This is a genomic window from Rouxiella aceris, from assembly GCF_012933545.1.
GTDB lineage: Bacteria > Pseudomonadota > Gammaproteobacteria > Enterobacterales > Enterobacteriaceae > Rouxiella > Rouxiella aceris.
The window spans coordinates 12,886-38,694 of sequence record NZ_JAADJU010000006.1 but is presented as its reverse complement, the minus strand read 5'-3'; the positions used below and the strand labels follow the sequence as shown (position 1 = coordinate 38,694).

Genomic DNA, 25,809 nt, shown 5'->3' with positions numbered 1-25,809 from the left:
GTGGTAATTTTAATAAAAATCTCCATATTAATTTACAAGCAAATAATTACTTGCATAAATTATTAGCATCACCAACCAGGCTTGCTAATATATTCTTTTATCTATTAAGTCAATACCAGCTAAATAGAGTGAATTTTATGACTTTTCATTCCTATGACGAATTGCTGAGAAGCAAGCATCGTTTGTCTATGTTGCTATTCTTTTTTTTGAACAGTGCATCATCTCTATTTATCATGAATGGCCCGGTGACCATGGCTAATCCGGTGCCCGGCAGTTCTGCCAGAACCTTTCCGCTGGTGGCAATTGCAATTATTTGTATAACCGGTTTACTTCTTTCTTTTTTTAGTAAGAAAAGGCATACCCGTCCATTAGAGATATGCTCAATAACCATAGGGTTGTTATGGGCCTGGCATATTTCACTGCGTTTTCACAGTATTGGTGAGCTCGATAGCGGATATTTGCAAATCAGCCTGTTGACGATATTTTTTATCAGTGCCATTGCGCTATCGGATAATTTTCTGGCCTTTTGTCTGCACGCAGCACCATCCTCCATAGCAGTGCTATTTTTAGATGATTTCCTCCATATATTGCAGATAAGCTTTACTATCGCCTTACCTTTAATTGGCCTCTCTCTGCATCAATTAATGATCAGACGTAGCGATGCCTTTACCAAAAAACTGGTCAATAACCTCTATAATGAAAGAGAGAAATTCAGCGACCTCAGCATGATCGATCCCCTCAGCGGCTTGTATAACCGCCGCGGATTACAAAACAAGTTACAGGCCATATTCAGTCAGGGGAACAGCAGTAACTATGTGATGCTGCTGGATATTGACCACTTTAAGGCCTACAACGACAACTATGGCCATAGTATGGGCGATCAGGCGCTGGTGCGTGTCGCTACCGCCATTCGCGATGCAGTGCGCTCGCGGGATATTGTCGTCCGTTACGGCGGTGAAGAGTTTCTGGTGCTGATGGCCAACGTCAATCAGGAATATGCCATGCACATGGCCGAACGCATCCAGCGGCGCGTGGAGGGGCTGGAAATCCCCCATCACTTCAATACCGATGTATCGACCCATGTCACGCTCAGTGCCGGTGTGGCGCTGCTGCACAACACCGACTTTGAAGCTGCCGTCACCAGTGCCGATAGTGCGTTGTATCGTGCCAAAAGCATCGGCCGTAATAACATTGTTTATGCCTGGGAACCGATCGCCTGTAATAGCTGAGACGATAAAACGAATGGGGTGGTGAAAATCTCCAGATAAATTGGATGAGCGTCTGGAGATATAAAAAAACAGGAATTCAACTTAAGTTAAATTAACCGGGCATCGCAATAGTATTGCCGCTTGATGGCATTAAAAAAAGAAAATAAATAGCCCCTTTCTTCTGCTATTTATATGCAGCAAAAACGCAGTTAGCCCCACTGCCGCCAAAAAACCACGCAATAATGTCTGAGCCTGGGAGTTTTACACTGTAATAGTGATAACTTCACTCCCGGCTGACCTCATTTTTTTACTACAACACATTTAATCAGGGCGTGAAGCACGCTTTTTTCTGGCGGTTAAGGCGATATTATTCTTTTGTTCGGTAAAACGCGTTTTCGCCGGTTGTAATTTCACGCCCTTTATATCTTTGCCTTTCGTGCCGTGTGAACGACGTTCATTGTCCGTTGCTGGTGCCACCAGGCAATCCGCACGGTTGCCGATCAATCGCTGTAACCCCATCTCGGTTAATGCCTCACGCAGGAGGGGCGCATTCTCGGGGGCGTGATAACGCAACAGGGCTTTATGCAACCGCCGCTGACGCTCGCCGCGGGCAACATAGACATCTTCACTTTTGTAATCCACCTTGGCTAACGGGTTTTTACCGGTGTAATACATGGTAGTGGCATTGGCCAGCGGTGAGGGATAAAAGTTCTGCACCTGGTCGAGACGGAAACGGTTTTCCTTCAGCCATAATGCCAAATTGACCATGTCTTCATCCCGCGTACCTGGATGAGCAGAAATAAAATAGGGAATTAAATATTGCTGTTTACCGGCACGGGCCGAGTATTGGTCAAACAGTTGTTTAAAACGATGATAACTGCCCATTCCCGGCTTCATCATCATCGACAACGGTCCGATTTCGGTATGTTCCGGGGCAATTTTCAGATAGCCGCCAACGTGATGTTCAGCCAGTTCCTGAATATAACGCGGATCCTCCACCGCCAGATCGTAGCGTACGCCACTGGCAATAAGGATTTTTTTAATCCCCGGCAGTTTGCGAGTGCGACGGTAAAGATCGATGGTCGGCTGGTGATTGGTGTCCATATGCTGACAAATCTGCGGATAAACACAGGATGCGCGTCGGCAACTCTGTTCCGCACGCGGCGACTGACATCGCAAATGATACATATTGGCGGTAGGTCCACCGAGATCGGAAATAACGCCGGTAAAGCCGGGGACCTCATCTCGGATTTGCTCGATTTCATTGACGATCGAGGCCTCGGAACGACTCTGGATGATCCGACCTTCATGTTCGGTTATCGAACAGAAGGAACAACCGCCAAAACAACCCCGCATAATATTGATCGAAAAGCGGATCATCTCATAGGCCGGTATTTTATTTTTGCCATAGGATGGATGGGGAACGCGGCGATAAGGCAAGGCAAACACGCCATCCATCTCTTCTGTCGACAGCGGTATCGCCGGAGGATTGATCCACACAAAGCGATCACCGTGTTTTTGCATCAGCGCCCGCGCACAGCCGGGGTTGGTTTCATGATGCAAAATACGCGAGGCGTGCGCATATAGCACCTTGTCTGCTTTAACCTTTTCAAAAGAGGGCAGCAGGACATAGGTTTTCTCCCATGGCTTGGGCGTATGAGCGCGAACATTAATAGGAAATGCCGGTGTTTCTGCCGCTGCGGCGCCATCAGCGCAGGGAAGATCGCAGCCATAGGGATTGAGGATCGGTTCAATCCGTCCCGGTTTATCAAGACGGGTAGAATCGACGCCACTCCAGCCAATCAGGGCACTTTTACGCATAATCGCCGTATTACGCACGTCCTGGATCTCGCCAATTGGCTCACCGGACGCCAGACGGTGCGCCACCTCCACCAGCGGTCGTTCACCATTGCCATAAATCAGCATATCGGCTTTGGCATCCACCAGCACCGAACGACGAACGGTATCTGACCAATAATCGTAGTGAGCAATACGGCGTAAGCTGGCCTCAATACCGCCAAGGATCACCGGAATATCACTGAATGCCTCTTTACAACGCTGACTGTAGACCAGCGTCGCGCGATCGGGGCGTTTACCGCCAATGTTGCCTGGCGTGTAGGCATCATCCTGACGCAGTTTACGCTCGGCGGTATAGCGGTTAATCATCGAGTCCATATTCCCGGCGGTAACGCCAAAGAATAGATTGGGTTTGCCAAGGCGCATAAAGTCCGCTTTGCTGGTCCAGTCCGGCTGGGCAATGATACCGACACGGAAGCCCTGAGCCTCGAGCATTCTGCCGACAATCGCCATCCCAAAGCTGGGATGATCGACATAGGCATCCCCGGTCACCAGGATCACATCGCAGCTATCCCAACCGAGTTGATCCATCTCCTGACGCGTCATCGGCAAGAAAGGTGCTGTGCCATAACATTCAGCCCAATAGCGCGGATAGGAAAACAGTTTACGTTCGGGTTGGATCAGGCTGGCTGGCATGGCAGTTCTCTTTCGTTTTGCAAAGAAATGTAATTTACCGAGGAAATAACTCCGGGCCGAAAGTATAGCGGGGGATGCCCATAAACGCCGGAGTACCTGAGATGAACATGCGTTGCGTCAATAAAAAAATCCTGAAAATACGACCGGGATCGAAAACTCTCATATGTTGCGTCTGCGTCATTGCCGACTACGCTGTTAAAAACCGTAACAAAGAGGCTTTACCCGGTAAGTAACGGATCTTTTCATTAGGCATTGATGCCCCCAGACAGTGAGAAGTAAATGGTGACAAGTTTAAAACCCCTACTGGCCCGCAATCGCAGCTGGGCGCTGATGCAGCGCCAAAACGATGCGCACTACTTTGCGCAAACCGCGCAACCGCAGCAGCCCCACTCGCTATGGATTGGCTGCTCCGACAGCCGTGTACCGGCTGAAGTACTGACCGGCTGCCATCCCGGCGAGTTATTTGTCCATCGCAATATCGCCAATATGGTGGTCGCTGACGACGATAATCTGCTAAGTGTGCTGCATTACGCCCTCGAGTATCTGCACGTTTCTGCCATTATCCTGTGCGGCCATTACGGTTGCGGCGGTGTCCAGGCCGCCAGCAGCCTGCCAGAGATCTCCCTGGCCGCACAGGATAACGCCCTTTCGCGCCGTATCACCTTATTGCGCCAGACACTGGGTGAACATCTTCATCTGCCAGCGGAAAGCGACCGACAAAACCTGTTGGTAGAAGTCAATGTCCGCCAACAGTTTGCCAATCTGGTCGCCACTGTTCCGGTGCAGCAACGCTGGCAGCAAGGCCACGCATTGCATTTGTTTGGTTGTATCTATGATCTGCACAGCGGCCATTTAAAACAGCTGATCCATCAGTATGCGATGGAGAAAGCATCATGAATCTGTCTAACCTGCGTTATGATCTTCCCGCCGGTGTGGTGCTTTTTCTGGTGGCTCTGCCCCTGAGCCTGGGAATTGCTCATGCCAGCGGGATGCCGCCCTTTGTCGGGCTACTGACCGGGGTGATCGGCGGAGTGATGGTCACGTTGCTCAGTCCTTCGCGCTTTGCCGTCAGTGGCCCGGCCGCGGGCCTGGTCACCATTGTGGTGGCCGCAATGGAAACCCTCGGGTCCTTTTCATCTCTGCTACTGGCCCTGATGCTGGCGGGTGTATTGCAGATCCTTCTCGGCGTGATCAAGGCCGGGCGCTTTATCAGTCTGATCCCGGCGAGCGTGATCCAGGGTATGCTGGCAGCGATCGGTCTGTTGTTGATCGGCCAACAGATCCCGGTAGCATTAGGTTATCAAGGTGAGCAGGGGCTTATCGGCATGGTTGTCGATCCGGCTTTTCATTTCTCTCCCTGGGTCGCTGGCATCGCCGTCGTGGCATTGCTGATCCTCTGGCTGTGGACCACCCCGGCTTTTAAAAAAATCGGCTTACTCACCTATGTCCCCGGCTCGCTGATCGCGGTGCTGTGGGGCAGTCTGGCTGTGCTGATCGGTGAGCGCTTGCTACCGGAAAATATGCATCAACTGCCGCGCATTGCGTTGCCAAAATTTGACAGTCTTGAGCAGGTCATGGCGCAGCTTGAAAGCCCAAACTGGCGGGCATGGAACAATCCTGCGGTGTATATGGTGGCGGTCACGCTGGCGCTGGTGGCCAGTCTGGAAACCCTGCTTAGTCAGGAAGCGTTAAAAAAGCTGCAACAGCAAACGCCAACCCCGTCGGCGAATAAAGAACTGCGCGCGCAGGGCCTGGGCAATCTGCTTAGCGGCATGTTCGGTGGCTTGCCGATCACCGCAGTGATCGTGCGCAGTTCGGTCAACGTCAACGCCGGAGCGCGCAGCAAAGTCTCAATTTTACTGCACGGCATGTTGCTGCTGTTATGCGGCCTGTTTTTCAGTGCGGTGATCAATACCATTCCCCTGGCCTGTTTAGCCGCCGTGTTGCTCTATACCGGCTATAAGCTGGCATCACCGCAATTATTTGCCGCGCAGTGGCGACAGGGCATGGCGCAGTTTCTTCCCTTTATGGTCACTATTGGCGGGATTATGGCATTTGGCATGTTGGTGGGTATTAGCGGCGGATTATTGGCGCAACTGTTGGCCAGCACGTATAAAAGCCACCACAATGCGCTACAGCTAACCCGCTATGACGATCATTATGTCATGCGCTTTCGGCAAAACCTGACTTTTCTGCATAACCCGCGGCTGCAAAGCCTGCTGGCGGAGATCCCGGATAATAGCGTAGTCAGAGTCGAACAGGATAACGCCGGCTATATCGATCCCGATGTGCAGGCGTTGCTGGATGAGTTTGGTGCCAAAGCCGGGCATCGCGGGATAGTGCTGGACAGATGGCCGGGTTGACCAGGCAAGGGGTCAGGGTTCGCTTGAACCTGACCCCTGAATCAACCGTTAAACGAGCTAAGGCAAATTGATTACTTTACCAGCGCCGCAAAAACGTTTTCGATAGCGACTGCGCCGGGATCTTTTACCCCATTGAGGCTTTCGCTATTGAGATAGGATGAGCGCCCGGCATTGGCTTTCTTCATCGTGCTGGTAGCGTTTGCCCCTTTTTCCGCAGCCGCAGCCGCACCTTTGATATCGTCAGCCTGATGATCAAGGGCCTCCAGTGCGGGTTGCAAGGCATCAATCAAGGTGCGGTCGCCAAGGTCAGCACCGCCATAGTGCTTCATGCGTTGCAATCCAAACAACAGAGCCTGTGCCAGCGTCCCGCCTTCACTGATTTTTTGCCCGGCGGCCGTGAAAAAGATCGACATCAATACACCGCTGGATCCGCCCATTACCGTAGCCAGACGATCGCCCACCACGGCGAACAGCGCAGAAAGATCGTTGAGCGGCAACTGGTTGGCCTGGTGCAGATCGAGGATCGCTTTTGCACCGGATGCAAAGGTCGATCCGGTATCGCCATCACCGACTTTGGCATCCAGCTTATTCAGTTCACTTTCCAGCGAAATCAGGGTTTCGGTGATCACCTTGACGCGTTTACCGACTTCGGCATTGGCAGAAGGCTTGACCTGCGCTTTTTGTGTCACCTTTTCAGCTTTTTGTAATGGCAGCTTTTCCAGCTTAACGGCACGATGCCAACCAATAGCTTCCACATCGGCCAGCAGCGCTGTCTCAATCTCTTTGTCGAGTACAATGGCCGACAGCGAAAAGCCTTTCATATCCAGTGCACTGACCAAAACACCTGGGCCAATCAGGTAGCTAATTGCGTCTTGCAGTTGCGAATAGACCAACTCTTTGGTGATCTGCCCCATTTCGAGCTGGGAAACGCCCCCCAGGTTGTTGATCAACAAAGCCAGTTTGCCTTGGCCTTTAATCTCCTGTTGCAGCTTTTCCACCAGCGTCTTGACGATCTTTTGCGTATTATGCGTTTTGATTACCGAAACGCCTGGTTCACCGTGGATCCCCAATCCCAATTCCACGTGTCCGGCATCGATACGGTCAGCGTCCTGTTCTTCGTCATCGCCACCCGGCAGGTTACAAACGCTCATGGCGACACCAATGCTGGAGGTAGCCTTGATGGCTTTTTCCGCCAATGCGGTGACTTCTGCCAACGACTGTCCCTGCTCGGCCGCATAGCCGGCAATTTTGTGCACTAACACCGTACCGGCAATGCCGCGTGGCTGCTTGTTATCGGGCAACGCGATATCATCAGACACCATCACCAACTCGACCTTATACCCCAACTGTTTGGCTTTTTCGGCGGCCAAGCCAAAATTCAGTCGGTCGCCGGTATAGTTTTTAACGATCAGTAAACACCCGGCTTCGCCGGTTACCGCGACGATAGCGTTTAACACGGCATCAACACTCGGTGAAGCAAAGAGATCGCCACAAACCGCGGCGGTCAGCATCCCCTTGCCCACAAAGCCGACGTGCGCTGGTTCATGACCGGATCCCCCTCCCGAGATCAGCGCCACGTTCTTTTTATCCCAATCTTTACGCACCACAACGCGAATCGCTGCATCAACATCGAGTTTGGCAAGATTTTTAAATGGGGAAGTTAAAATTGCGCCCTCAATTACATCGTTAATCAGGTCATTGCGCTCGTTCATAAAAAATGTAGACATACCTTTATATTCCTTTTAAGGGTTTAACGAATAACTCAAAGTTTAGTGAAAAATAGCTAACTGAATAAATAAATTGGACCTCCATTTCTACATCCATTCAACATAATGACAACATGTGTACATTAAACACTCCGTAAAACAGCCATAATGCTTTTTTTATTGACCAGGCCTACCTAGATGTAGTTAAAGTTATCTTGAACATTAATTGGGACTAATCAGAAATAATTAATCACCAGAAGAAACCGCTTATGACAATAACGCGTCATGTGAAAGATGTTACCAGTAAAGCTCGTGTCACCAAGCGAGGGTTTATCGGATTATTGTTCTTTTTAATTATTTCCCTGATTTTCAGCCTTGCCGAAACCAACGCGCAAACTGCACGGGTGCCCGAGGCAGCGGGGAAAACTGCGATGGTAGCCCCCGAGCCAACACAAACCGAGCTGGTAAGTAAAACCGTGCTGGGCATTTTAAGTTTTTCAATCTGGCCTTCACGCCCCCCACCGGACACCCTGCGCCTTTGCGTGATCCCGCCGGTGGTTTATGCCGCAGGACTGGTGTCCAGTAATAAAAATATCACCGGAAAAACGCTCGAAGTCAGCACCCAATTGTTAAGCAACGCTAAATTATCCTCATCCTGTGATGCTATCTATTCGGGTTTAATGACCACCGAGCAGCAACGAGACTTGTACGACAGCATCAGTGGCCATCCTGTCCTGACCCTCAGCGAAAATGACGATGCCTGCGCGCTCGCCAATGCTTTTTGTTTGATCATCAATCCCGGCCATATCGACTTCAAATTGAATCGGGATACCCTGTCACGCAGCGGAGTCCGAGTGAATCCAAACGTGTTACAGCTGGCCAGGGAAAAGGAGGATTAAATGATTCATAACCACTCCCTGTCTGCCGATAATCCATCTAAAGCCAGACCGACATTGAGCCGGGTGCTTAATCGTATTCATTTTATGGTCATCGTGATTGCCATTGGCCTGGCGGGGATCTTGTTAACCTTGCTTGCCCTTCTCGCCATCCGTGCCCATACCGAAAAAAACCTGCAACTGATTGCCCGCGCCATCAGCTACACTTCCGAAGCCGCCATCGTCTTTAATGACAACTCCGCAGTGAGAGAAGCCTTAAAAATTATCGCCGTTAACGAAGAGTTTTATCAGGCCACCATCACCTCACCGGGAGGAGAGCTAATTGCCGAGTGGAAGCGTCCCGCCAATGCCACCTGGAACAAACTGGGGCAATATGTCGGCCATCTGGCGTTCCCCGCTCCCGTCTCGCTACCGATTGTTCATTCCGGCGAAACGGTGGCGCTGATTACTCTGTCCGCCGACGGTTCCGGCATGATCGGTTTTTTGCTGCAAGTGTTCATCGGCCTGCTGCTCTCGCTGCTCTTAAGTGCGCTTATTGCCTTCTATTTATCCAAACATATGTTGTCGGGGATCGTCGGCTCTTTGCAGCATATTACCCATGTGGCACACGACGTCAGTGCCAATCGGACCTTTAATGTCCGTGTACCTTCGGCCTCTATTGCCGAGCTGCATGAGCTCAGCAGTGACTTCAACAGCTTATTGAACGAACTGGAGTCTTGGCAACATCATCTCAAAATCGAGAACGACTCGTTGATCCACAAAGCCCTGCATGATGGACTGACCGGCCTGTATAACCGGGCATTTTTTATCGATACCCTTAACCAGTGTTTTAACCCGCTCCGCGCGGAAAACAGTCTTGCACTGCTGTTTATCGATGTTGACAACTTTAAACATATCAACGACTCACTGGGCCATGCGGCGGGCGATATTGTACTCACGACCCTTGGCGAGCGACTCAGTCCCACCATCCGCGACAGTGACCTGCTGTGTCGCCTGGGAGGCGATGAATTCGCTATTCTGCTTTCACCAATACACAGCCTGGAAGAAGCCTGCCACATTGCCGATCATATTGTGCAAAGCATGCAGCAACCCATTTCGTTGCTGGGCAATAACAGCTTGTACGTCTCCCTCAGTATCGGAATTGCGCTCTACCCCTGGCATGGACAAACAGCGAAAGAACTGCTGGAAAGAGCCGACGGTGCCATGTATCGCTCAAAAAGTGTTGCCGGCAGTTGTTGGCATCTCGCTGGAAACGTTCATTTAACGAGCGGGACACTTCCTGTAGGTTCGCCGATATCCTCTACGTTGGCTGAAAAGCAACCCTAAAGGCCAGACTGGCTCCTCGCGCAAGCGGCTATTTGCCCGTCTGCCGCTGGTGGCTACACAGAGAATTATTCCCAGTCAAAATTCTTCAGTTTGCCCGGCATGAAAACCCGCGCTTCATAGTCCTGCTGTTCGATCGCGGACATCATATTTTCGGCCACCGTCGCCGCCCACTGTTGGTAGTCATGCACCACGCAAGGGTAGAAAATATTAAAATCCTCAGCATGGGGAATGGCATCGATAGAGATAAACGCCAGCCCCTTAAGATTCAGCGCAGTAGCGACGCTGATAGCCCCAAGGGTAATAGGACCGTTGATGCCGACGATGCACTGATAATTCCTCTGTTGTTGCGCAAAGTGCCGAGCGATGGTGGCGCGGGCATTCTCATAACGGTAGTCGGCGTAGAGCACCTCGACCACCACCTCAGCGGCTATGTTTGCGGTGATCCCGGCAATACGCTGCCGGGTAATGCGCGAGCTCTGCTTACCGCCGATAATCAGCAGCGAGGTAAACCCTCGGGCGTTAATGACCTCGGCGACCCGTTCACCTGCTTGCAGGTTATCGATAAATACACCTGGTAATTGACTGTCATATTCGCGGTCGAACTGAATGAGTCGGGTCGAAGATTTCTCAATGTTCCGAATATGGCTGGTGTCATAATCAGGCGAGTCATCAACCACCGAGAGCACAATCCCGGCAGCCTTATATCCAACCAGGGTATTCAATGCCTTGGCCTCACTGTCCCGACTGCCCTGGGTGGTAAAAATCATCACTGAATAACCTTTCTTTTCTGAAATCAGGCAAAGTGCATTAATCACATAAGAATAAACAGCATTAAACGTATCATCAGTTACAATACCGATAATTCGGCTGGCGTTGTTTTTTGTCCCCTGCGCCAATGCATTTGGCACATAATGCAGATAATCAGCCATGCGCATGACCAGAGAGCGGGTCTCGGGTTTCACTTTTTCCGGGGTATTAAACACCCGTGAAACCGTGATATTAGTCACACCTGATAATCTGGCAACATCGTTAATGGTCGCGGCCTTTCCGTTTCTTTTATTCATCTCTATTTTTACTTTTATCACGAAAACGATGCCTATTCTAGAACCGGTTACCTGCGCAATGCCACACTTTAAATATAATTCATTTAAAAGCACCACCTATTTCATTTAATAAAATCGAATTATTACGGATAGACATAAGCTAGCAGATTACATCTCAAAATCATAGTTGACCTGGACAATAGATAAACGACATTCCTGTTAGCTAACAAGCACCTATATTTAATTAATTCACCTATGTTGACGTTGTCACTCATTTCATTTTATTATTACTTTTTGTAAAACATATAATTACTCAATAAAAAACAATAAGTTTAATTAAAATTAATGAATCAAAATAACCCTACCAGTCACTAACACCAGATGATTTGGGCTTATTAGAGCACAAAAAATGAAAAAAATTGGATGTTTTATTTCCAGTGGATTTAACATGCTGACACTTTCGCGGCTGTCGGCTGTTCTGGATCTGACTAACCCAACTCATACTCTCAACAAGCGATATCAGCTGATATTACTCTCCCCTGATGGCGGTATTGTTTACAGTGCGTGTCACCTGCCGGTGGAAACAAGAATGACCAATCATGCCATTCTTGGCACGCTTAGCAGCTTGATTATCATGGAAAACCCCGGTGTTAATAACTCATCATGGGCCTGCCATCGCAAGGCATTACAGCAGGCAAATGGCAATCATAAAGTGAGATATATTGGCAAACTGCGCGCCAGTGCCAATATATCCGGCTATTTGACGCCATTTTCAGCGCTGATTAGGCAAGATACAGAAAATAAACGTTTCCAACTTTCCACATTCAGTCAGGCGCTGCCGAAAGTCAAGTTACACAAAGAGTCGGTGCTGATACTCAATGACCATATTTGGACCGCCAGCGGTAACTGGGCTGGGGTGGACCTGATATTAACCATTATTGAAGAAGAGTCGGGAACGACAGAAGCCATGCATATGATGAATGTTATTGAGCAGATGTTTATCAAATATGAAAACAATAGCCAACTGGCGATATTACAAAGTTTCTCACGCCATGGTAACAGCGACAGGATCAACCGCTCCCTGCGTTATATTAGAGAAAATTTAAGCAACACGGTAACCATTACGCAACTGGCTGAGCTGGCAAATCTCAGCCCAAGACAATTTAGTCGATTGTTTAAAGAGGAGACCGGGACATCTCCCGCGAAAGCCGTAGCCCAGATACGTGCCGAAGTGGCTCGCCAACACGTTATCCAGGGTCGACTATCGTTAGACAAGATTGCCCAGCACTGTGGCTTTTCAGGCACAAAGAGTATGCGCCGCGCATTTTTAAAATTCTTTGGCGAATCCCCCTGCCACTTTCGCCCCAAATGATGGCGGAGAACCGTCAGGCGCCTTTGTCAGGGGTAACCAGAAAGGGAGCCAGTGCTTTTTGCATATTGGTTTTAATTTCTTGCAGTTGCAAGGCGTGGCGATAAATACTGGCCCCTGCTGCGGTCAACTCACAGGGTCTTTTACGCGTTATCAGTTTAAACCCCAACTCAATTTCCAGGGAGCGGACTCTAAGAGACACGGCCGAGGCCGTTACATTCAACCTGATTGACGCCCCTTCAAAACTGCCGCTTTCGACAACGGCAACGAAGGCATCAATTTTCTTGAAACCTGAAATCATAGATACAGATTCTCAATTTATTCTTTATCAGTTTTCTTTACAGGATGAGATCCAGTTGTTATTAATCATAACCAAATATTCGCCTTTCTTTATCTTTTTAAAATGAATATTAAGTCTTTCATCCTTGGCGCTGAAGAAGTTACCGTTGTCATCGACTTGATCTGAAGGTGAAATATTTATCGACTTAACCGTGCCCGTTACAATATTTCCTTCTGTTTTAACATGATCAAGAAGCAGGTTGCGGGTCAGTTTTTTCTTGCCCTCGTTGGTCTCATAAACACCGAAGACTGTAATCATATTATTTTTTAACCAAAGCGTCACTACCCCGTTAAATTGATAGCGTTTATAGTTATCATTGATAAATTTCCCATCGCTTACCACCATAGTGCACGGGGTGAGCGGGATTTTCTGTCCAAATATAACCTTGACCACAAGAAAATATCCCGTGATGGTGAGTACAATGGTCGTTATCAGTAAACTGAAAAATGTTCGTAAGTACACGGCACATGATCCTTATAGATATTATTCTCGCAGTACGCCACCCAGACTTTAGGGCCATTGGATGCAATATAAACATCCCTGGTCGCGGGAGTAACACTGTGCACAACATTCTGCCATACCGAAGGAGCCAGTTTGGTTGCAGGCGTAACGTAATAGTTTACATTATCGATTTGCTTTGACATGACGAAATAATTTTTTGTTTCATTAGCATTTAACAAAATCAGGATCGCTACAGCCGTGCAAATAAAAATCACAAAAGAAACAATATAAGATATTTTGAGAGGGGATGTTTTGACACCTAATTCTGGAGTAATTAAAGTTTTCCCGCCTTGATCGCTGCGTTCTGGTTTTTTATTGTCAGAAAACACCGCAGTGCCGACCGCATTCACCTCTTCTTGCGCGGTCACTTCCCTTGCGGGCTGTTGATCGCCACAACCGGCAACGACAGCCAAGGGATTCATATTAATATCACAAAACTCAGGTGTACAATCAGGCTTTAGCGCCGGTTCGCTGACATAGACTATGCCATATCTTGGAATAGTCTTCAGGCAGGAGGAGGGCAATCCCGCCGCAACAAACTTTCGCCTAATCATTTTAACTAACTGATGATAACTTGATTCACTGACAATCACCCCCTGTTGCCGCCAAATCTCATCAATAATGGTATCCTTACGGCCACGACCATCCAGTATTATTTCAAGTATCTTTTTTTCATTCGGGGTAAGATGGATCTCGCCGTTAGGACTCTCCAGGCAAGAATAGATTGAATTATAATAAACCCCCTCATGCAAAAGCACCTTATTACTTCCCATAAAAAATCCTTATTAAGTTTGTGCACCAGGAGAGTATGGTATCCTATTGGTCTTTAAACAGCTTAAAGGAATCTCCCAGTCATAATTTATCACTCCCAGTGATAAATTAGTTTGAAACATACCATACTCCCCGTCGTAACTTCACAAGAATTTATCACATTTTCAGTTTTTTCTCATATTAATGAGCGAAATAATGATGAGCATTTAATTAAAAACAATGAAATCCTACATTAATTTAAAACTATTAAGCAAAAGCTGAAAAACAACAAACTTATATTTTAATCCGCTAAAAATCACATAAAAATACAATGAATTTTATTGACATTAATATATAAAATAAATTTACCCTTCTCCGGCGCAGGGGCAAACGTATCCCCTAGTGCCCCCCTTTTACCGACAAGGGAATGAGCTAATTTTTTTGCTTTTAACATTGCCGGTACCCTGCCGATGTTGCCAGGGTTGGCGTATCTGAAAATAATTACGTAGGAGGAAAACAGGATTAAAACCTGAGGAAGCCAGCAACAGAGCGGCAATAGCCAGCTCAGAAGATCCTGAGCTGGCTGGCAATTAACGCTTACGCCAAAAGGTCACTTGGGCAAGGGTATATTGGTGTTTCCTCGCGGTTTCCCGAATAACAAAAGGGACATCCACTGGTGGTTTCACTTCCACGAAATCTCCCGCTAACAGCCGCTGCAACGCCTGATAACTGGTTAACGCTTCACCGTTTTCACGGATACCGCCGATCCAGTTTTCTTTGGGGGTGAACTCTTCCAGCCAGGTATAAGGCGAGGAGATCATCAGAATGCCTCCGCTGAGGATCCGCGGGGTAATGTCGCGCAGAAAGCGCCGGGGATCGCGAAGCCGATCCAGCAGGTTGGAGGCCAAGACCAGATCGTAGCTTTCCTGCTGCGGTTTGAGATTGCAGGCATCGCCTTGCACAAACTGCACGCGGGCAGCCTGCTCCGAGGTAATGCCAATCGCCGCCAGACTGGCCTGACAATAGGCCACCAGCTCGCCCTCTTCCGGCATCAGATAGCGCCGCTCTTCGCCACGAACCAACGACAGCGCCACATCAATAAAGCGTGCGGAATAATCCATGCCAGTGACTTTATCGAAAGTTCGTGCCAGCTCAAAACTGGCGCGCCCGGTAGCACAACCAATATCCAGCGCCGATCCACGCTTATTAACCACGTCTTCGGCCAGATCTACCAGTTTGCGCGCATAGTTGTCCACGCCGAAGTAACCCGCGCCGTACTGAAAGTCGAGATACTGCGATACCAGTTGGTCAGTTTCGTAAGGATTAACCTTTAACTGCTCCTGGTGGCTGGAGACTACATAACGAAAACCGGCGTGCTGGAAAAAGTGACGACGAAACGCATAACGGGCCGATTTCAACGCCTCGTTGCCGGTAGAGATCCAACTGCCGCCCTTGATAACTGCGTGTTTGCCATCAAAAGTCGGCGTCGAAAAATCATCATACAGCGGATGTATTTTAAAGCCCTCAAAACCACTGATTGGCGTAGTGGTCCACTGCCAGACATTGCCGACTACATCATAGAAATCGCCCTGCGCGAAGCGGTCAACCGGGCAACTGGATGCCCACCAGGCAAGATTGATATTGCCAGGAGCCGTTGACCAATCTGGCTGATCGCCCTCTACCTGCTCACGCAGTACATACCATTCGGCTTCCGTCGGCAATTGCACCGACTGACCGCTTTGGGCAGCTTTCCAACGGCAAAACGCTGCTGACTCTAACTGATTGACCTCCGCTGGCCAGTCCCAGGGCATGGCCACTTCCTCGGCCATCAAACGTAACTGTAGCTGATCCGGAACTTCTGGCGAACCGACCCAAAAGGTCGGCATTTCAGCCCGGGAGAAAGCCAGCCAGCCCTGACCTTCGTCGTCCCACCACTGTGTATCCTGATATCCCCCGGCCTGCACAAAGGCAAAAAACTCGGCATTGCTGACCAACATCTTGCTGGCCTGAAAGTCGCGCACATAACATTCCTGGCGACCATACTCATTATCCCAGCCATAAGTAGCATCGGTTTTGCCCAGAGTTAGCGACATCGCCGGCAGAGAAATCAGACTATTGTCAGGGACTGTCGCGCGATCGGTTCTGGCCTGTGGGCAGACAGGCCAATGGGGCTGCGGATGCACCCAGGCGATAGGCAACTGACGGATTAAGACACTGGAGGTTTCCAGATGGATGCGCTCATGCTCAATCCCCATCAGGATCACCCAGGCCGGGCTTTGCCAGTCCAGCGGCAGCGTCAGCGGCATCTTTTCAATAAGCTCGATCACCCGACGGCGGACCTTGCCCCGATAGTCATGCAGTTCCGCCACCGACGGCCAGTTATAATGGCTGTTATCCAGGTCGTCCCAGCTCATTTCATCGACACCAATCGCCAGCATCGCTTCGATATGGTCATCGATACGCTGATCGATAAGCCCCGCAGCCATCAGCTTGTTGATGTAGAAGGTGGCGGTGTGGCCATAATAGAAGATCAGCGGATGGCGCAAGGAAATTGCTTTGGTGAAGTATCCCCGTTCATCCACCAGACAGTCAAACAGGCTCTCATACAGTTCCCAGGTCTGCTTGAAATAGCTCAGGATTTCGTTACGCTTTTGCTCGACATCGCCCCCGCTCAACAGCAGGGTGCGCGTTGCGGCGGGTAATCCTGCGCTAACCGCTTTGGTGCTCGCCATTGTTATTCCTTATCTGTGCAATCTTGACTCAATGGGAATAAGTGTAGCAGGTCGGGATCCTCATCGTTTAACGGTTTGAGAAGGAGGATATCTATAAACAGCGGAGGGGAATGATTTCTTGCCGGTTTTGGACAGTGGTTTTTATGCGACAGTGAGGCTGTTTTATGCCGTGACGCTGATCGACGAAAGAGATAACAGACGGCCTCCTGACTGCGTGATGATCCACGTGCCAGGAGGCCGCTTTTTAGCGAGTTTTTACTCGTTAAAGAACCAATAGCCCTGATTAACCAGTTCGGTTAACTCGGCAACAAAAGCCGGATTATTCATCGCCTCACCCAGATCTTGTTTCCCGATCGAGGTGTAACGGCATAGGACATCAGCAGCTTGCGGATCAACCGTTTCCAGTAGTTCGCTATTAATAAAGAAGCGATCGCCAATGTGCAGCACTCGCAGGCCACTCAGGCGGGTCAACACATCGCCGTCCATCAGCGCACCCACAATCTCCTGCGGTTCAAAAGGCGGCTCGGCAGGGCAGATATCCAGCTCGTGGCGCGGTGTCGTCAAAAAACGTCCCAGCCATTGATTAAAGTCTGCAGGTTGTTTGATGACATCAATCATCATCTCGCGCAGACGCTCAACTTCATACTCCTCAACCTTACCCGCATGTTCACGGCAGGTTAAATCGGCATCGCTGTAGTGATCATTACCAAGATCGTTTTCCAGCGCATAGTCAGCAAAGCTGCTGATTAAATCCCGGCCATTAGGCCCACGGAAACCAATGGAGTAGTTAAGCGCAGTTTCGTAAGTGATGCCATCGTGCGGGAAGCCCGGCGGAATATACAAAATATCGCCCAGTTCCATTTCGGTATCAATAATCGGCGTAAAAGGCTCCACATGCAGCAACGCCGGATGCGGGCAGAACTGCTTCATAGGCAGTTTATCACCCACGCGCCAGCGACGACGACCCATGCCCTGAATGATAAAGACGTCGTACTGATCGATATGCGGTCCCACGCCACCGCCGGGTACGGAATAGGAGATCATCAGATCGTCTAAACGCCAGTCAGGCAACACGCGAAACGGTCGCACCAGTTCAGCAGATGGCGCATGCCAGTGGTTAACCGCCTGGGCCAACAGCGACCAGCCGGTTTCACCCAGATTATCAAAATGCTCAAACGGACCGTGGAACGCCTGCCACAGACCATTTTTATGACTGACCAGGCGGCTGTCGACTTCTGCTTCCATCGCCAACCCAGCCAACTCATCCGGCGTGATGGTATCAATGAAGTTCGGGAAGGCATTTTTCAAGACAACAGGTTGTTTTTGCCAGTATTTTTCTAAAAATTCAGGCCAGTTAAGGTTCAGTTGATAATCCATACTTTCACACCAGTGAGAAGACAAACGATCTTGATTATAAAAAGCTTCCAACCGGTGTGCCTTGTCATTGGTCAAGGGTGGGTATCAATAAGTGTTTTCTCTGCTTTCCCTGGGGATAACGGGTTGCGATGACGTTGGCCGGAAAATCTCAAGATCTCTATCGGCAGCCAGCAGTGCTGGCCCAAGATTTACATCATCAACCATTCCTGCCCTTTGCGTTTCATACTGGTTTCCAGCTCACTGCCACGAGTTGCGAACAGTCGTTTAACGGGGAAACCGCTCATTTCCAGAAGATAGGCAAGCGCTGCATACTCACGAGGGTATTTAGCCACTATAGCTGGATCAATAGCCACCACGCCCAGCGGGAAGGTAAATGTGCCCATATCATAAATACTTTGCCGTCTAAAAATTTTCCATACTCCGTCGCGTTTTTCCACCAGATCGAAAAACCGGTTATGAGTGCTGCAACCCAGGTTTGTTTTAACATTTTCAGCAATAATCACCGCATTGGTTTCAACAAGCGCCTTGTTACCATTGATGGTGACGACCGGAGAACCCAGTAAATGTTTGGTGCGCAGATCTGAACCTCCCATACGCATTGAGCCATCGACAAAATCGCTAAATAACCCTTCAAACCAGGTGACTTCTATCGTCCCGTCGCGATGAAACAATTGGCGCAATTGATCCCAATGAGCGAGATCGCGGTAGATCCAGCCATTCATTAAATCAGTAAGTTGCAAACGATCTGCGAGATAGTGCTGCATAGTGGGATCTCTTTATGTCAGTAACAATGATGGTTGATGGACCTCACTTTACTTGTTAGTTTTAATAAGAAAAATATATTAATCTGAACGATCAGTCAGACTTAATGATTAAAGGTACAAAAATTGGATATCCGTCGCTTGCGCTATTTTTTAGCTGTTGCCGAAGAAATGCATTTTGGACGCGCCGCCGAAAAACTGCATATCGTGCAACCTGCTCTGAGCATGCAAATAACCGCCCTGGAAAAAGAGTTGGGGGGTCTGTTATTTACACGAACAAGTCGGCGGGTTGAATTGACGGAAGCAGGTAAAGTATTGAGGTTAGAGGCCCAGCGAATCATTGAATTATCAGAGCAGGCCAAAATAACCGTTCAACGATCGTTAAAGGGGGAAACCGGTTGTGTGCGTTTAGGATTTGCCGGAAATGCGGTATTCACCGGTAAATTAATGGCAGATTTGCATGCCTTTCACAAAGCCTACCCCGATGCGGAATTAGTTATTCGCGAAATGCCCCCCCATCAACAGCTGGAGTCAATCCTGGCAGGCAGCATAGATTTGGGGTACGCCCCAGATTTAAATAATAAACATGATCCTGCAATAGGCTATGAACAAATCGGCAGTTGGTCCAGAGTCGTAGCAATGTCAGTCGACCACCCATTGAAAGACAAAAAAGTGTTAACCCCGGCAATGCTGGCCCAGGAACCTTTTATTTTTTACGATCAACAAGGCTCTGATGACAAGTTACATCAAATCTTACGCCGGATATTGGGGACTGAACCGCAGATAGCCTATCGCGCCAATACCACAATTAGCGTACTTGCCCTGGTCGCCGCCGGTTTTGGTATCGCGTTAGTTCCCGAGCCGCTAACCCAATTGGCGATCCCCGGCGTGGTTTACAAAAAATTCAATGAAAAGGCACTGTCGGCTAATCTTATGCTTCTCAGTCGTACAGAAGAAACTAATGCCACAGTAAAGGCTTTTCTGGCGCTGGTCAGGGAAGCTATATAAATGGCAGCCCATGACTCAACATATTACGCAAGCAGGCAGCTTTTCTTGAAGATTTGATCCCCCTTCTACTGAAAATCCCCTGGAGATACCTACCCTACAGATTGCGGCCACTCTCTCACCAGTCCGCAAACTTACCGCCAAACCAGGCCCCCTTCCCCCTGCAACTGTGATCATTTTCTCCTTTTAAAAAATTACCTGCATAAACTATAGACAGCTTGGGGTACTGGTCTTATGGTTACATTGAATAATAAATCATTATTGAATATATATTCAAAGTGGAGAAAAAGATGAACCGTACCCTACTCAAGTCAGCAGTACTCGTGTCTATGATGGCCGCATCAAGTTCGCTTTTTGCAGCCGATAACGGCCTGATTGCGATCATTACCCCTTCGCACGATAACCCGTTCTTTAAAGCCGAAGCCGACGGTGCAGCCGAAAAAGCCAAAGCACTAGGCTATACCACCCTGATTGCATCTCATGATGATGATGTGAACAAGCAAAACCAGTTAATCGAAACCGCCATTGCCCGCAAAGCCAAAGCCATCATCCTCGATAACGCCGGGGCAGACGCCACCGTTGGCCCGCTGGAAAAAGCCAAAGCCGCGGGCGTACCGACATTCCTGATTGACCGTGAAATTAATAAGACCGGCATTGCCGTTGCGCAAATTGTCTCCAACAATTATCAGGGAGCACAGCTGGGCGCCCAGAAGTTTGCAAAACTGCTAAGCAACAAAGGTAACTATGTGGAACTGCTGGGCCGCCAGTCTGATACCAACGCCAGCGTGCGCTCCCAGGGTTACCACGATGTGCTCGATGACTATAAAGATATGAAAATGGTGGCGCAGCAAACCGCCAACTGGAGTCAGACCGAAGCTTTCACCCGTATGGAAGCCATTTTGCAAACCCATCCCGATATTGTCGGCGTGATATCCGGTAATGACACCATGGCGCTGGGCGCAGAAGCGGCGCTGAAAGCGGCCGGTAAAACCAATGTGATTGTGGTGGGATTTGATGGCAGTGACTACACCCGCGATTCGATCCTCAAAAACAGCAATATCAAGGCTACCGTGCTCCAGCCTGGCTGGAAACAGGCGCAGATGGCCGTTGAGCAAGCTGACTATTTTCTGAAAAACGGCAAAGCTCAGCAGACCGAGAAACAGTTGATGGACTGCTTGCTGATTGATGAAACCAACGCCAGCAAACTCAGCATGTTCAACCTTAAATAAGCGGAGATGTTATGTCGTTAACACGATGGGGTGCTGCACTTGTCGGGTGCGCCACCCTGTTGCTGACGGCCTGTACTGTGGTGGATCTGGATGCGAACGGCAAACCAATTATCCCTGCCGACCCCAATGCCAAAGCCAGTTTCGATAACCAGACCCCACAGCAGATCGCGCAACAAACCTGGCAAACCCGAGTAATTGATGCAGCAAATAAACAGGCTCTGGATGCTAATGCGCTAAGCGCGAAGATGAAATCCTCGTCATCGACCACGCAAAGCGTTTTTGTCCGCCTCACAAGCAAGATCGAGAGCGTCGATGTCAGCAACGAACGTGAACATAAGCTGGTAATCAATGTGAATGGCCAACCGCTAAAAGTGCAGTTAGGTCCGGTAATCAACGGCAATGCCATCCGCGATGCCACCGGTTTTAAATTTGAAGACTTCACCAACCAGGTGCAATTTGCCCAACTGTCCCGCGCCTATGCTCGCGAAGCGGTAAAACATCTGCCCAACGTGGACCCAGGCTGGGCGGGCAAAACAGCCACCATGACGCTGGCAGTTACGCTCAACGGTGGTAAAGCCGAAGACGCCGCATTGCTGGAGATCAAACCGGAGGCACAGTAATGAGCGATACCCCTGTAGATGACATTATTCTGCGCACCCGCGGCATGTCGATGCTATTTCCCGGCACCGTGGCCCTCGACAGCGTGGATTACAACGTCTGGCGCGGCAAAGTCAACGTGATTATTGGCGAGAACGGCGCGGGTAAATCCACGCTGATGAAAATTCTCGCCGGCGTGCAGCAACCCAGCCTTGGCGAGATGTGGCTGAACGGCAAACTGGTGACCATTGCCAACACCCGCGAAGCCGCTGCGCTGGGCATTGGCATGGTGCATCAGGAACTCAATCTGTTTGAAAACCTTAGTGTGGCCGAAAATATTTTCCTGGGCCGTGAACTGCAAAAAGGTGTGACCCCGATTAACGAAGCGGAGCAGGAAAAACGGGCTGCAGAGTTACTGAAACGACTCGATCAGCCGATTTCGCCACGGGAGATGGTCGGTAACCTGAAAGTCGGCCAGCAACAGTTGATAGAAATTGCCAAAGCGCTGGCAGAAGACGCCGATATTTTGATCCTTGATGAACCGACGTCAGCGTTGAGTAAAACCGAGGTGGAGATCCTGTTTCGCGTTATCCGCGAGCTGACCCGCCAGGGGGTCACCATTATCTATATTTCGCACCGTCTGGAAGAGTTAATGACGATTGGCGATGTGATCACTATTTTGCGCGACGGCAAATTTCAGGCCGAGGCAAAAGTCTGTGATATCGACGTGCCGTGGATAGTGCGTCAGATGCTGGGCAGCGATCCGGTAAACAACTTCCTGACGCCGGGGCGGCAATTTGGTGTGCCGATCCTTGAGGCCGAGCATATTACCTGCGTCAATTCGACGGGGAACGCAGTGGTCAATGACGTTAGTTTTAAAGTCCATGCCGGAGAAATTGTCGGCATTTATGGCCTGATGGGCGCCGGGCGCACCGAGCTGTTTGAATGCATGCTCGGCACCGAACACAACTACCTTGGCAAACTGTGGCTCGACAGCAAACCGGTACCGCAGCGGTTAAATACCGCCGAGCGCATCCGTATGGGCATGAGTCTGGTTCCGGAAGATCGCAAACGTTCGGGAATTTTCCCTATCTCGTCGGTGGCCTGCAATCTGACTATCGCCAGTCTGTGGCGTCGGCTGCAGCGCGGTTTTGCTATTGCCAATAAAGAGGAAGCGGCCGTGGTGGCCAGCGCCATCGGCAATTTGTCGATCAAGGTGTCGTCACCCGAGGTAGAAATCCAGGCGCTCAGCGGCGGTAATCAACAAAAAGTGGTGATTGGCCGTTCGCTGCTGACCAACCCGAAAATCCTGTTTCTCGATGAGCCCACACGCGGCATAGACGTAGGTGCCAAAGCCGATGTCTTTCGCATGATGGTGGAGCTCTCGGAACAGGGGATCGCGGTGGTGTTTTCCACCTCCGATCTGAAAGAAATCATGGCGGTATCTGACCGTATTCTGGTGATGTCCGGCGGCAAACTTACTGCCGATATCGTGCGCGATCAGGCCGAAGAATCGGCACTGGTAACGGCAAGTGCTCAGGGGTTCTGATATGAAAACACTACAATCTATTGCTATTGCACCACAGGCAGGTTCGTCGCTTTCACGTGAAAATGTTTTGCTGATCCTGCTTAAGCTGCGCACCTTTATTGCGCTGTTTCTGATTGTCGGCTTTTTTACCATGACCGTGCCGGGCTTCCTTTCGGGCGGCAGCCTGGTGATTATGATCAAACATATTGCCATTAATGCCTTTCTGGCGCTGGGGATCACCTTTGTGATTATCACCGCCGGGATCGACCTGTCGATTGGCGCCACTCTCGGTTTATGCGGCATGATCGCCGGCTGGCTGATCACCAAAGGTATTGTGCTGCCGATGTTTGGCATCGCCATTTTCCCCAGCGTGTGGGTCATTGTGCCGCTGGTGCTGGTGATTGGCGGGCTGATCGGTTCGGTGAATGGCTGGATTATCACCCGCTACAATGTCGCCCCCTTTATCTGCACCCTCGGCACCATGTACGTATTGCGCGGTGCCGCCATGCTGACTTCTGACGGGCAAACCTTCCCGGGGCTGTCGGGCAATCCGCAGCTTGGCAATACCGGCTTTGACGAAATCGGTGCCGGTACACTGTTTAGCATCCCCTGGGCTATCTGGGTCATGATTGTGCTGGCAGTGGCTATTGCCTATGTTGCCCGCCGTCTGCCCTTTGGCCGCCATGTGTATGCTATCGGTGATAACGAACGCGCCGCCGAACTCTCCGGCGTCAAGGTGCGGCAGGTCAAAATCTGGGTCTATACCCTCTCCGGTTTTTGCGCGGCCATTGCCGGGATTGTGGTCTCCGCCCAGCTTTCTGCCAGCCATCCGGCAAACGGTACTGCCTTTGAAATGAACGCCATCGCCGCCGTAGTGCTTGGCGGGACATCACTGGCCGGTGGCCGCGGTACCATCCTCGGTACGCTGATTGGTGCCTTTGTTATTGGTTTTCTGGCTGACGGGCTGGTAATGATGGGCGTCAGCGAGTTCTGGCAGATGGTGATCAAAGGTATTGTTATTATCGTGGCAGTGATTATCGACCAGATGCAAAACCGTATGCAGCAGAAAGCGGCGGTGGTGGCACAAAAAGCGGTGATGGAAGGAAAGTAGATGGTTGGCAGGGCAGATAACCGCCTTGTCAAACGGCTGACAACGCCCGTTTTTAGGGAGAGTACACCGTTGGGGTCGTCGCGGGCTTACCCGCCGGAGCGCCCCCAGGTGTACTATGCCCGTGTATCTCGGTGATACAGACCACGTTGTCATCAAACTCACGGGCAGCTGCTTTTGTTGCCCACCAGCCCAGTCACCAACCAGGGAGCATTCAGTAATCAGGCTTTTAGCAGACTGCGTGCCGTCGGGTAATCGGTGATCAGCACATCAATATAGTTGCCCTGCAGTGCGCCGCGAATAGCGTTACGTTTTTCCAGCCCACCCGCCAGCGCGATCACATGGTTACAGGCCCGGATCTGTGCCAGCTCCATGCCAATCACCGGGTCTTCGTCATGGGTCAGCACCGGATTGCCCACCGCGTCGTAATAATGCAGACAGATATCCCCCACCGCACCGCGCTCGGACAGCAGTCTGAGCATATCCTCGGTGTAATAGTTGCCGGAATTCTTCAGCAGCTGCGACGGCTCAAGATCGCCGATGCCGACAATCGCAATATCCACTTCGGCAAATTTTGCCACCACCGCAGCCACATCCGGACTATTGGTCAGACGCGCACGCTCGGTGACCGAGTGCTCAATACTTTGTGAAGGCAGCAGCCAAGCCGGGCAATCGAGATGCGCCGCCAGCTGTTGCGTCAGAATGGTAGCCTGCACATTACCGTTGGGACCGACGCCCCCCAGCAGTTGGATCACCCCGGCAGCGCGAATATTCTGCGGATGCATTTCATCAACCATACCGCGGATAGTGCTGCTCCAGGACGAAATACCGATCAGGTCTTCCGGGCGGATACGCGTCTCCATATAGTGTGCCGCCGCGCTGCCGATGGCATGTTTGATCTGCGCATTGGACGGGTCTTCGCCCACATCCACCACAATGGCCTGACGAATGCCATATTGTTGTTCAAGCGCCTTTTCCAACTGGACAAAAATATTGGTTGGCTGCACCACGGTGATCTTCACCAGGCCCTCTTTCTGGCAGCGCGTCAGTGCCCGCGAAACAAAGGATTGAGACAGATGCAGTAACGAGGCAATTTCTGACTGTTTTTTATTTTCGCTGTAATAGAGTGTGGCGACCTTCACCAACAGCCGCTGCTCGTCCTGCTTTGACATAGTTTTACCCCTTAATTTGTCCTGATATTTTATTCACCTATGCATAGATAACAAGCTACGTTCACCACCCCGTGCAATTCTTGTGAGATCCGGATCGCTTTTTTCCTAAATAGACCGCCACCAGCCATAGACAAAAGGAAAAACTGGGCATATCTTTATACCATGAATAATAAATCAGTAGTGAATAAATATTCTGAGTAACACAAGGCGCTTTATCACCGCAAACAATAAGTGATAAAACCGCTCCTCAGAAGTCCTTTCACAACCCATCTGAATATATATTCATATTAGACTAAACATTCAAG

The 25,809-nt window shown here is 50.0% G+C and carries 21 protein-coding genes; 11 read left to right on the top strand and 10 right to left on the bottom strand.

Annotation, left to right across the window (positions count from 1 at the left end; genetic code table 11):
- The first annotated feature begins 137 nt into the window (after nt 1–137).
- Nucleotides 138–1,229, top strand: coding sequence for a GGDEF domain-containing protein (locus tag GW590_RS12385; RefSeq protein ID WP_169403363.1), 1,092 nt, complete (start codon nt 138–140; stop codon nt 1,227–1,229).
- Between the two features lie 300 nt (nt 1,230–1,529).
- On the opposite strand, the gene GW590_RS12380 is transcribed toward GW590_RS12385, so the two are convergent.
- Nucleotides 1,530–3,701, bottom strand: coding sequence for a YgiQ family radical SAM protein (locus GW590_RS12380; protein WP_169403362.1), 2,172 nt, complete (start codon nt 3,699–3,701; stop codon nt 1,530–1,532).
- Nucleotides 3,702–3,980: 279 nt separating this feature from the next.
- On the opposite strand from GW590_RS12380, the gene GW590_RS12375 reads away from it, so the two are divergent.
- Nucleotides 3,981–4,598, top strand: coding sequence for a carbonic anhydrase (locus GW590_RS12375; RefSeq protein ID WP_169403361.1), 618 nt, complete (start codon nt 3,981–3,983; stop codon nt 4,596–4,598).
- Complete coding sequence (locus tag GW590_RS12370) at nt 4,595–6,064, top strand: SulP family inorganic anion transporter (protein ID WP_169403360.1); 1,470 nt, start codon at nt 4,595–4,597, stop codon at nt 6,062–6,064. Before GW590_RS12375 ends, GW590_RS12370 begins: the two co-directional genes overlap by 4 nt.
- Before the next feature lie 71 nt (nt 6,065–6,135).
- Here GW590_RS12370 and GW590_RS12365 read toward each other — a convergent pair whose 3' ends face one another.
- On the bottom strand, nt 6,136–7,791 hold the full coding sequence (locus GW590_RS12365; RefSeq protein ID WP_169403359.1) for a dihydroxyacetone kinase subunit DhaK: 1,656 nt from the start codon (nt 7,789–7,791) through the stop codon (nt 6,136–6,138).
- Between the two features lie 248 nt (nt 7,792–8,039).
- Between GW590_RS12365 and GW590_RS12360 the strand changes: the two genes are divergently transcribed.
- Both GW590_RS12360 and GW590_RS12355 read left to right on the top strand, forming a co-directional pair.
- A complete protein-coding gene (locus tag GW590_RS12360; protein ID WP_169403358.1) occupies nt 8,040–8,669 on the top strand; it encodes a YfiR family protein in 630 nt (209 codons plus the stop codon).
- Entirely contained in the window at nt 8,670–9,992 is a 1,323-nt protein-coding gene (locus GW590_RS12355; protein ID WP_169403357.1) for a diguanylate cyclase domain-containing protein, read from the top strand.
- 65 nt (nt 9,993–10,057) lie between these two features.
- Here the strand turns inward: GW590_RS12355 and GW590_RS12350 are convergent, their stop codons facing one another.
- Nucleotides 10,058–11,056 (bottom strand): LacI family DNA-binding transcriptional regulator, encoded by a 999-nt coding sequence (locus GW590_RS12350; protein WP_169403356.1) that lies wholly within the window; start codon nt 11,054–11,056, stop codon nt 10,058–10,060.
- 427 nt (nt 11,057–11,483) lie between these two features.
- Here GW590_RS12350 and GW590_RS12345 point away from each other — a divergent pair, with 427 nt between their 5' ends.
- Nucleotides 11,484–12,407: a GlxA family transcriptional regulator gene (locus GW590_RS12345; RefSeq protein WP_211186749.1), complete on the top strand. Its 924-nt coding sequence runs from the start codon at nt 11,484–11,486 to the stop codon at nt 12,405–12,407.
- A 13-nt stretch (nt 12,408–12,420) separates the two neighbouring features.
- On the opposite strand, the gene GW590_RS12340 is transcribed toward GW590_RS12345, so the two are convergent.
- The 6 genes from GW590_RS12340 to GW590_RS12315 all read right to left on the bottom strand — a co-directional run bounded on the left by GW590_RS12340 (nt 12,421) and on the right by GW590_RS12315 (nt 18,868).
- Nucleotides 12,421–12,705, bottom strand: a complete 285-nt coding sequence (locus GW590_RS12340) for a LysR family transcriptional regulator (RefSeq protein ID WP_169403354.1) — start codon at nt 12,703–12,705, stop codon at nt 12,421–12,423.
- Nucleotides 12,706–12,732: 27 nt separating this feature from the next.
- Complete coding sequence (locus GW590_RS12335; RefSeq protein ID WP_328803070.1) at nt 12,733–13,137, bottom strand: hypothetical protein; 405 nt, start codon at nt 13,135–13,137, stop codon at nt 12,733–12,735.
- A 38-nt stretch (nt 13,138–13,175) separates the two neighbouring features.
- Complete coding sequence (locus tag GW590_RS12330; protein WP_169403352.1) at nt 13,176–14,018, bottom strand: winged helix-turn-helix domain-containing protein; 843 nt, start codon at nt 14,016–14,018, stop codon at nt 13,176–13,178.
- A gap of 567 nt (nt 14,019–14,585) precedes the next feature.
- Nucleotides 14,586–16,727, bottom strand: a complete 2,142-nt coding sequence (gene ovoA, locus GW590_RS12325; RefSeq protein ID WP_169403351.1) for a 5-histidylcysteine sulfoxide synthase — start codon at nt 16,725–16,727, stop codon at nt 14,586–14,588.
- A 255-nt stretch (nt 16,728–16,982) separates the two neighbouring features.
- A complete protein-coding gene (locus tag GW590_RS12320; RefSeq protein ID WP_169403350.1) occupies nt 16,983–18,104 on the bottom strand; it encodes a ribosomal protein uL16 3-hydroxylase in 1,122 nt (373 codons plus the stop codon).
- 188 nt (nt 18,105–18,292) lie between these two features.
- Nucleotides 18,293–18,868, bottom strand: a complete 576-nt coding sequence (locus GW590_RS12315) for a nuclear transport factor 2 family protein (RefSeq protein ID WP_169403349.1) — start codon at nt 18,866–18,868, stop codon at nt 18,293–18,295.
- Between the two features lie 123 nt (nt 18,869–18,991).
- Between GW590_RS12315 and GW590_RS12310 the strand changes: the two genes are divergently transcribed.
- The 5 genes from GW590_RS12310 (at nt 18,992) to GW590_RS12290 (ending at nt 24,335) form a co-directional block, all read left to right on the top strand.
- Entirely contained in the window at nt 18,992–19,873 is an 882-nt protein-coding gene (locus GW590_RS12310) for a LysR substrate-binding domain-containing protein (RefSeq protein ID WP_169403348.1), read from the top strand.
- Between the two features lie 287 nt (nt 19,874–20,160).
- A complete protein-coding gene (locus tag GW590_RS12305) occupies nt 20,161–21,099 on the top strand; it encodes a D-ribose ABC transporter substrate-binding protein (protein WP_169403347.1) in 939 nt (312 codons plus the stop codon).
- Between the two features lie 11 nt (nt 21,100–21,110).
- Complete coding sequence (locus tag GW590_RS12300) at nt 21,111–21,719, top strand: DUF2291 family protein (protein ID WP_169403346.1); 609 nt, start codon at nt 21,111–21,113, stop codon at nt 21,717–21,719.
- Entirely contained in the window at nt 21,719–23,245 is a 1,527-nt protein-coding gene (locus tag GW590_RS12295) for a sugar ABC transporter ATP-binding protein (protein ID WP_211186748.1), read from the top strand. The genes GW590_RS12300 and GW590_RS12295 overlap by 1 nt, the downstream gene beginning before the upstream one ends.
- A 1-nt stretch (nt 23,246) precedes the next feature.
- On the top strand, nt 23,247–24,335 hold the full coding sequence (locus tag GW590_RS12290) for an ABC transporter permease (RefSeq protein WP_169403345.1): 1,089 nt from the start codon (nt 23,247–23,249) through the stop codon (nt 24,333–24,335).
- Nucleotides 24,336–24,553: 218 nt separating this feature from the next.
- Here the strand turns inward: GW590_RS12290 and GW590_RS12285 are convergent, their stop codons facing one another.
- Nucleotides 24,554–25,504 carry a sugar-binding transcriptional regulator gene (locus GW590_RS12285; protein WP_169403344.1) on the bottom strand — a complete coding sequence of 317 codons (951 nt, stop codon included), beginning with the start codon at nt 25,502–25,504 and terminating at the stop codon, nt 24,554–24,556.
- Nucleotides 25,505–25,809 lie beyond the last annotated feature (305 nt).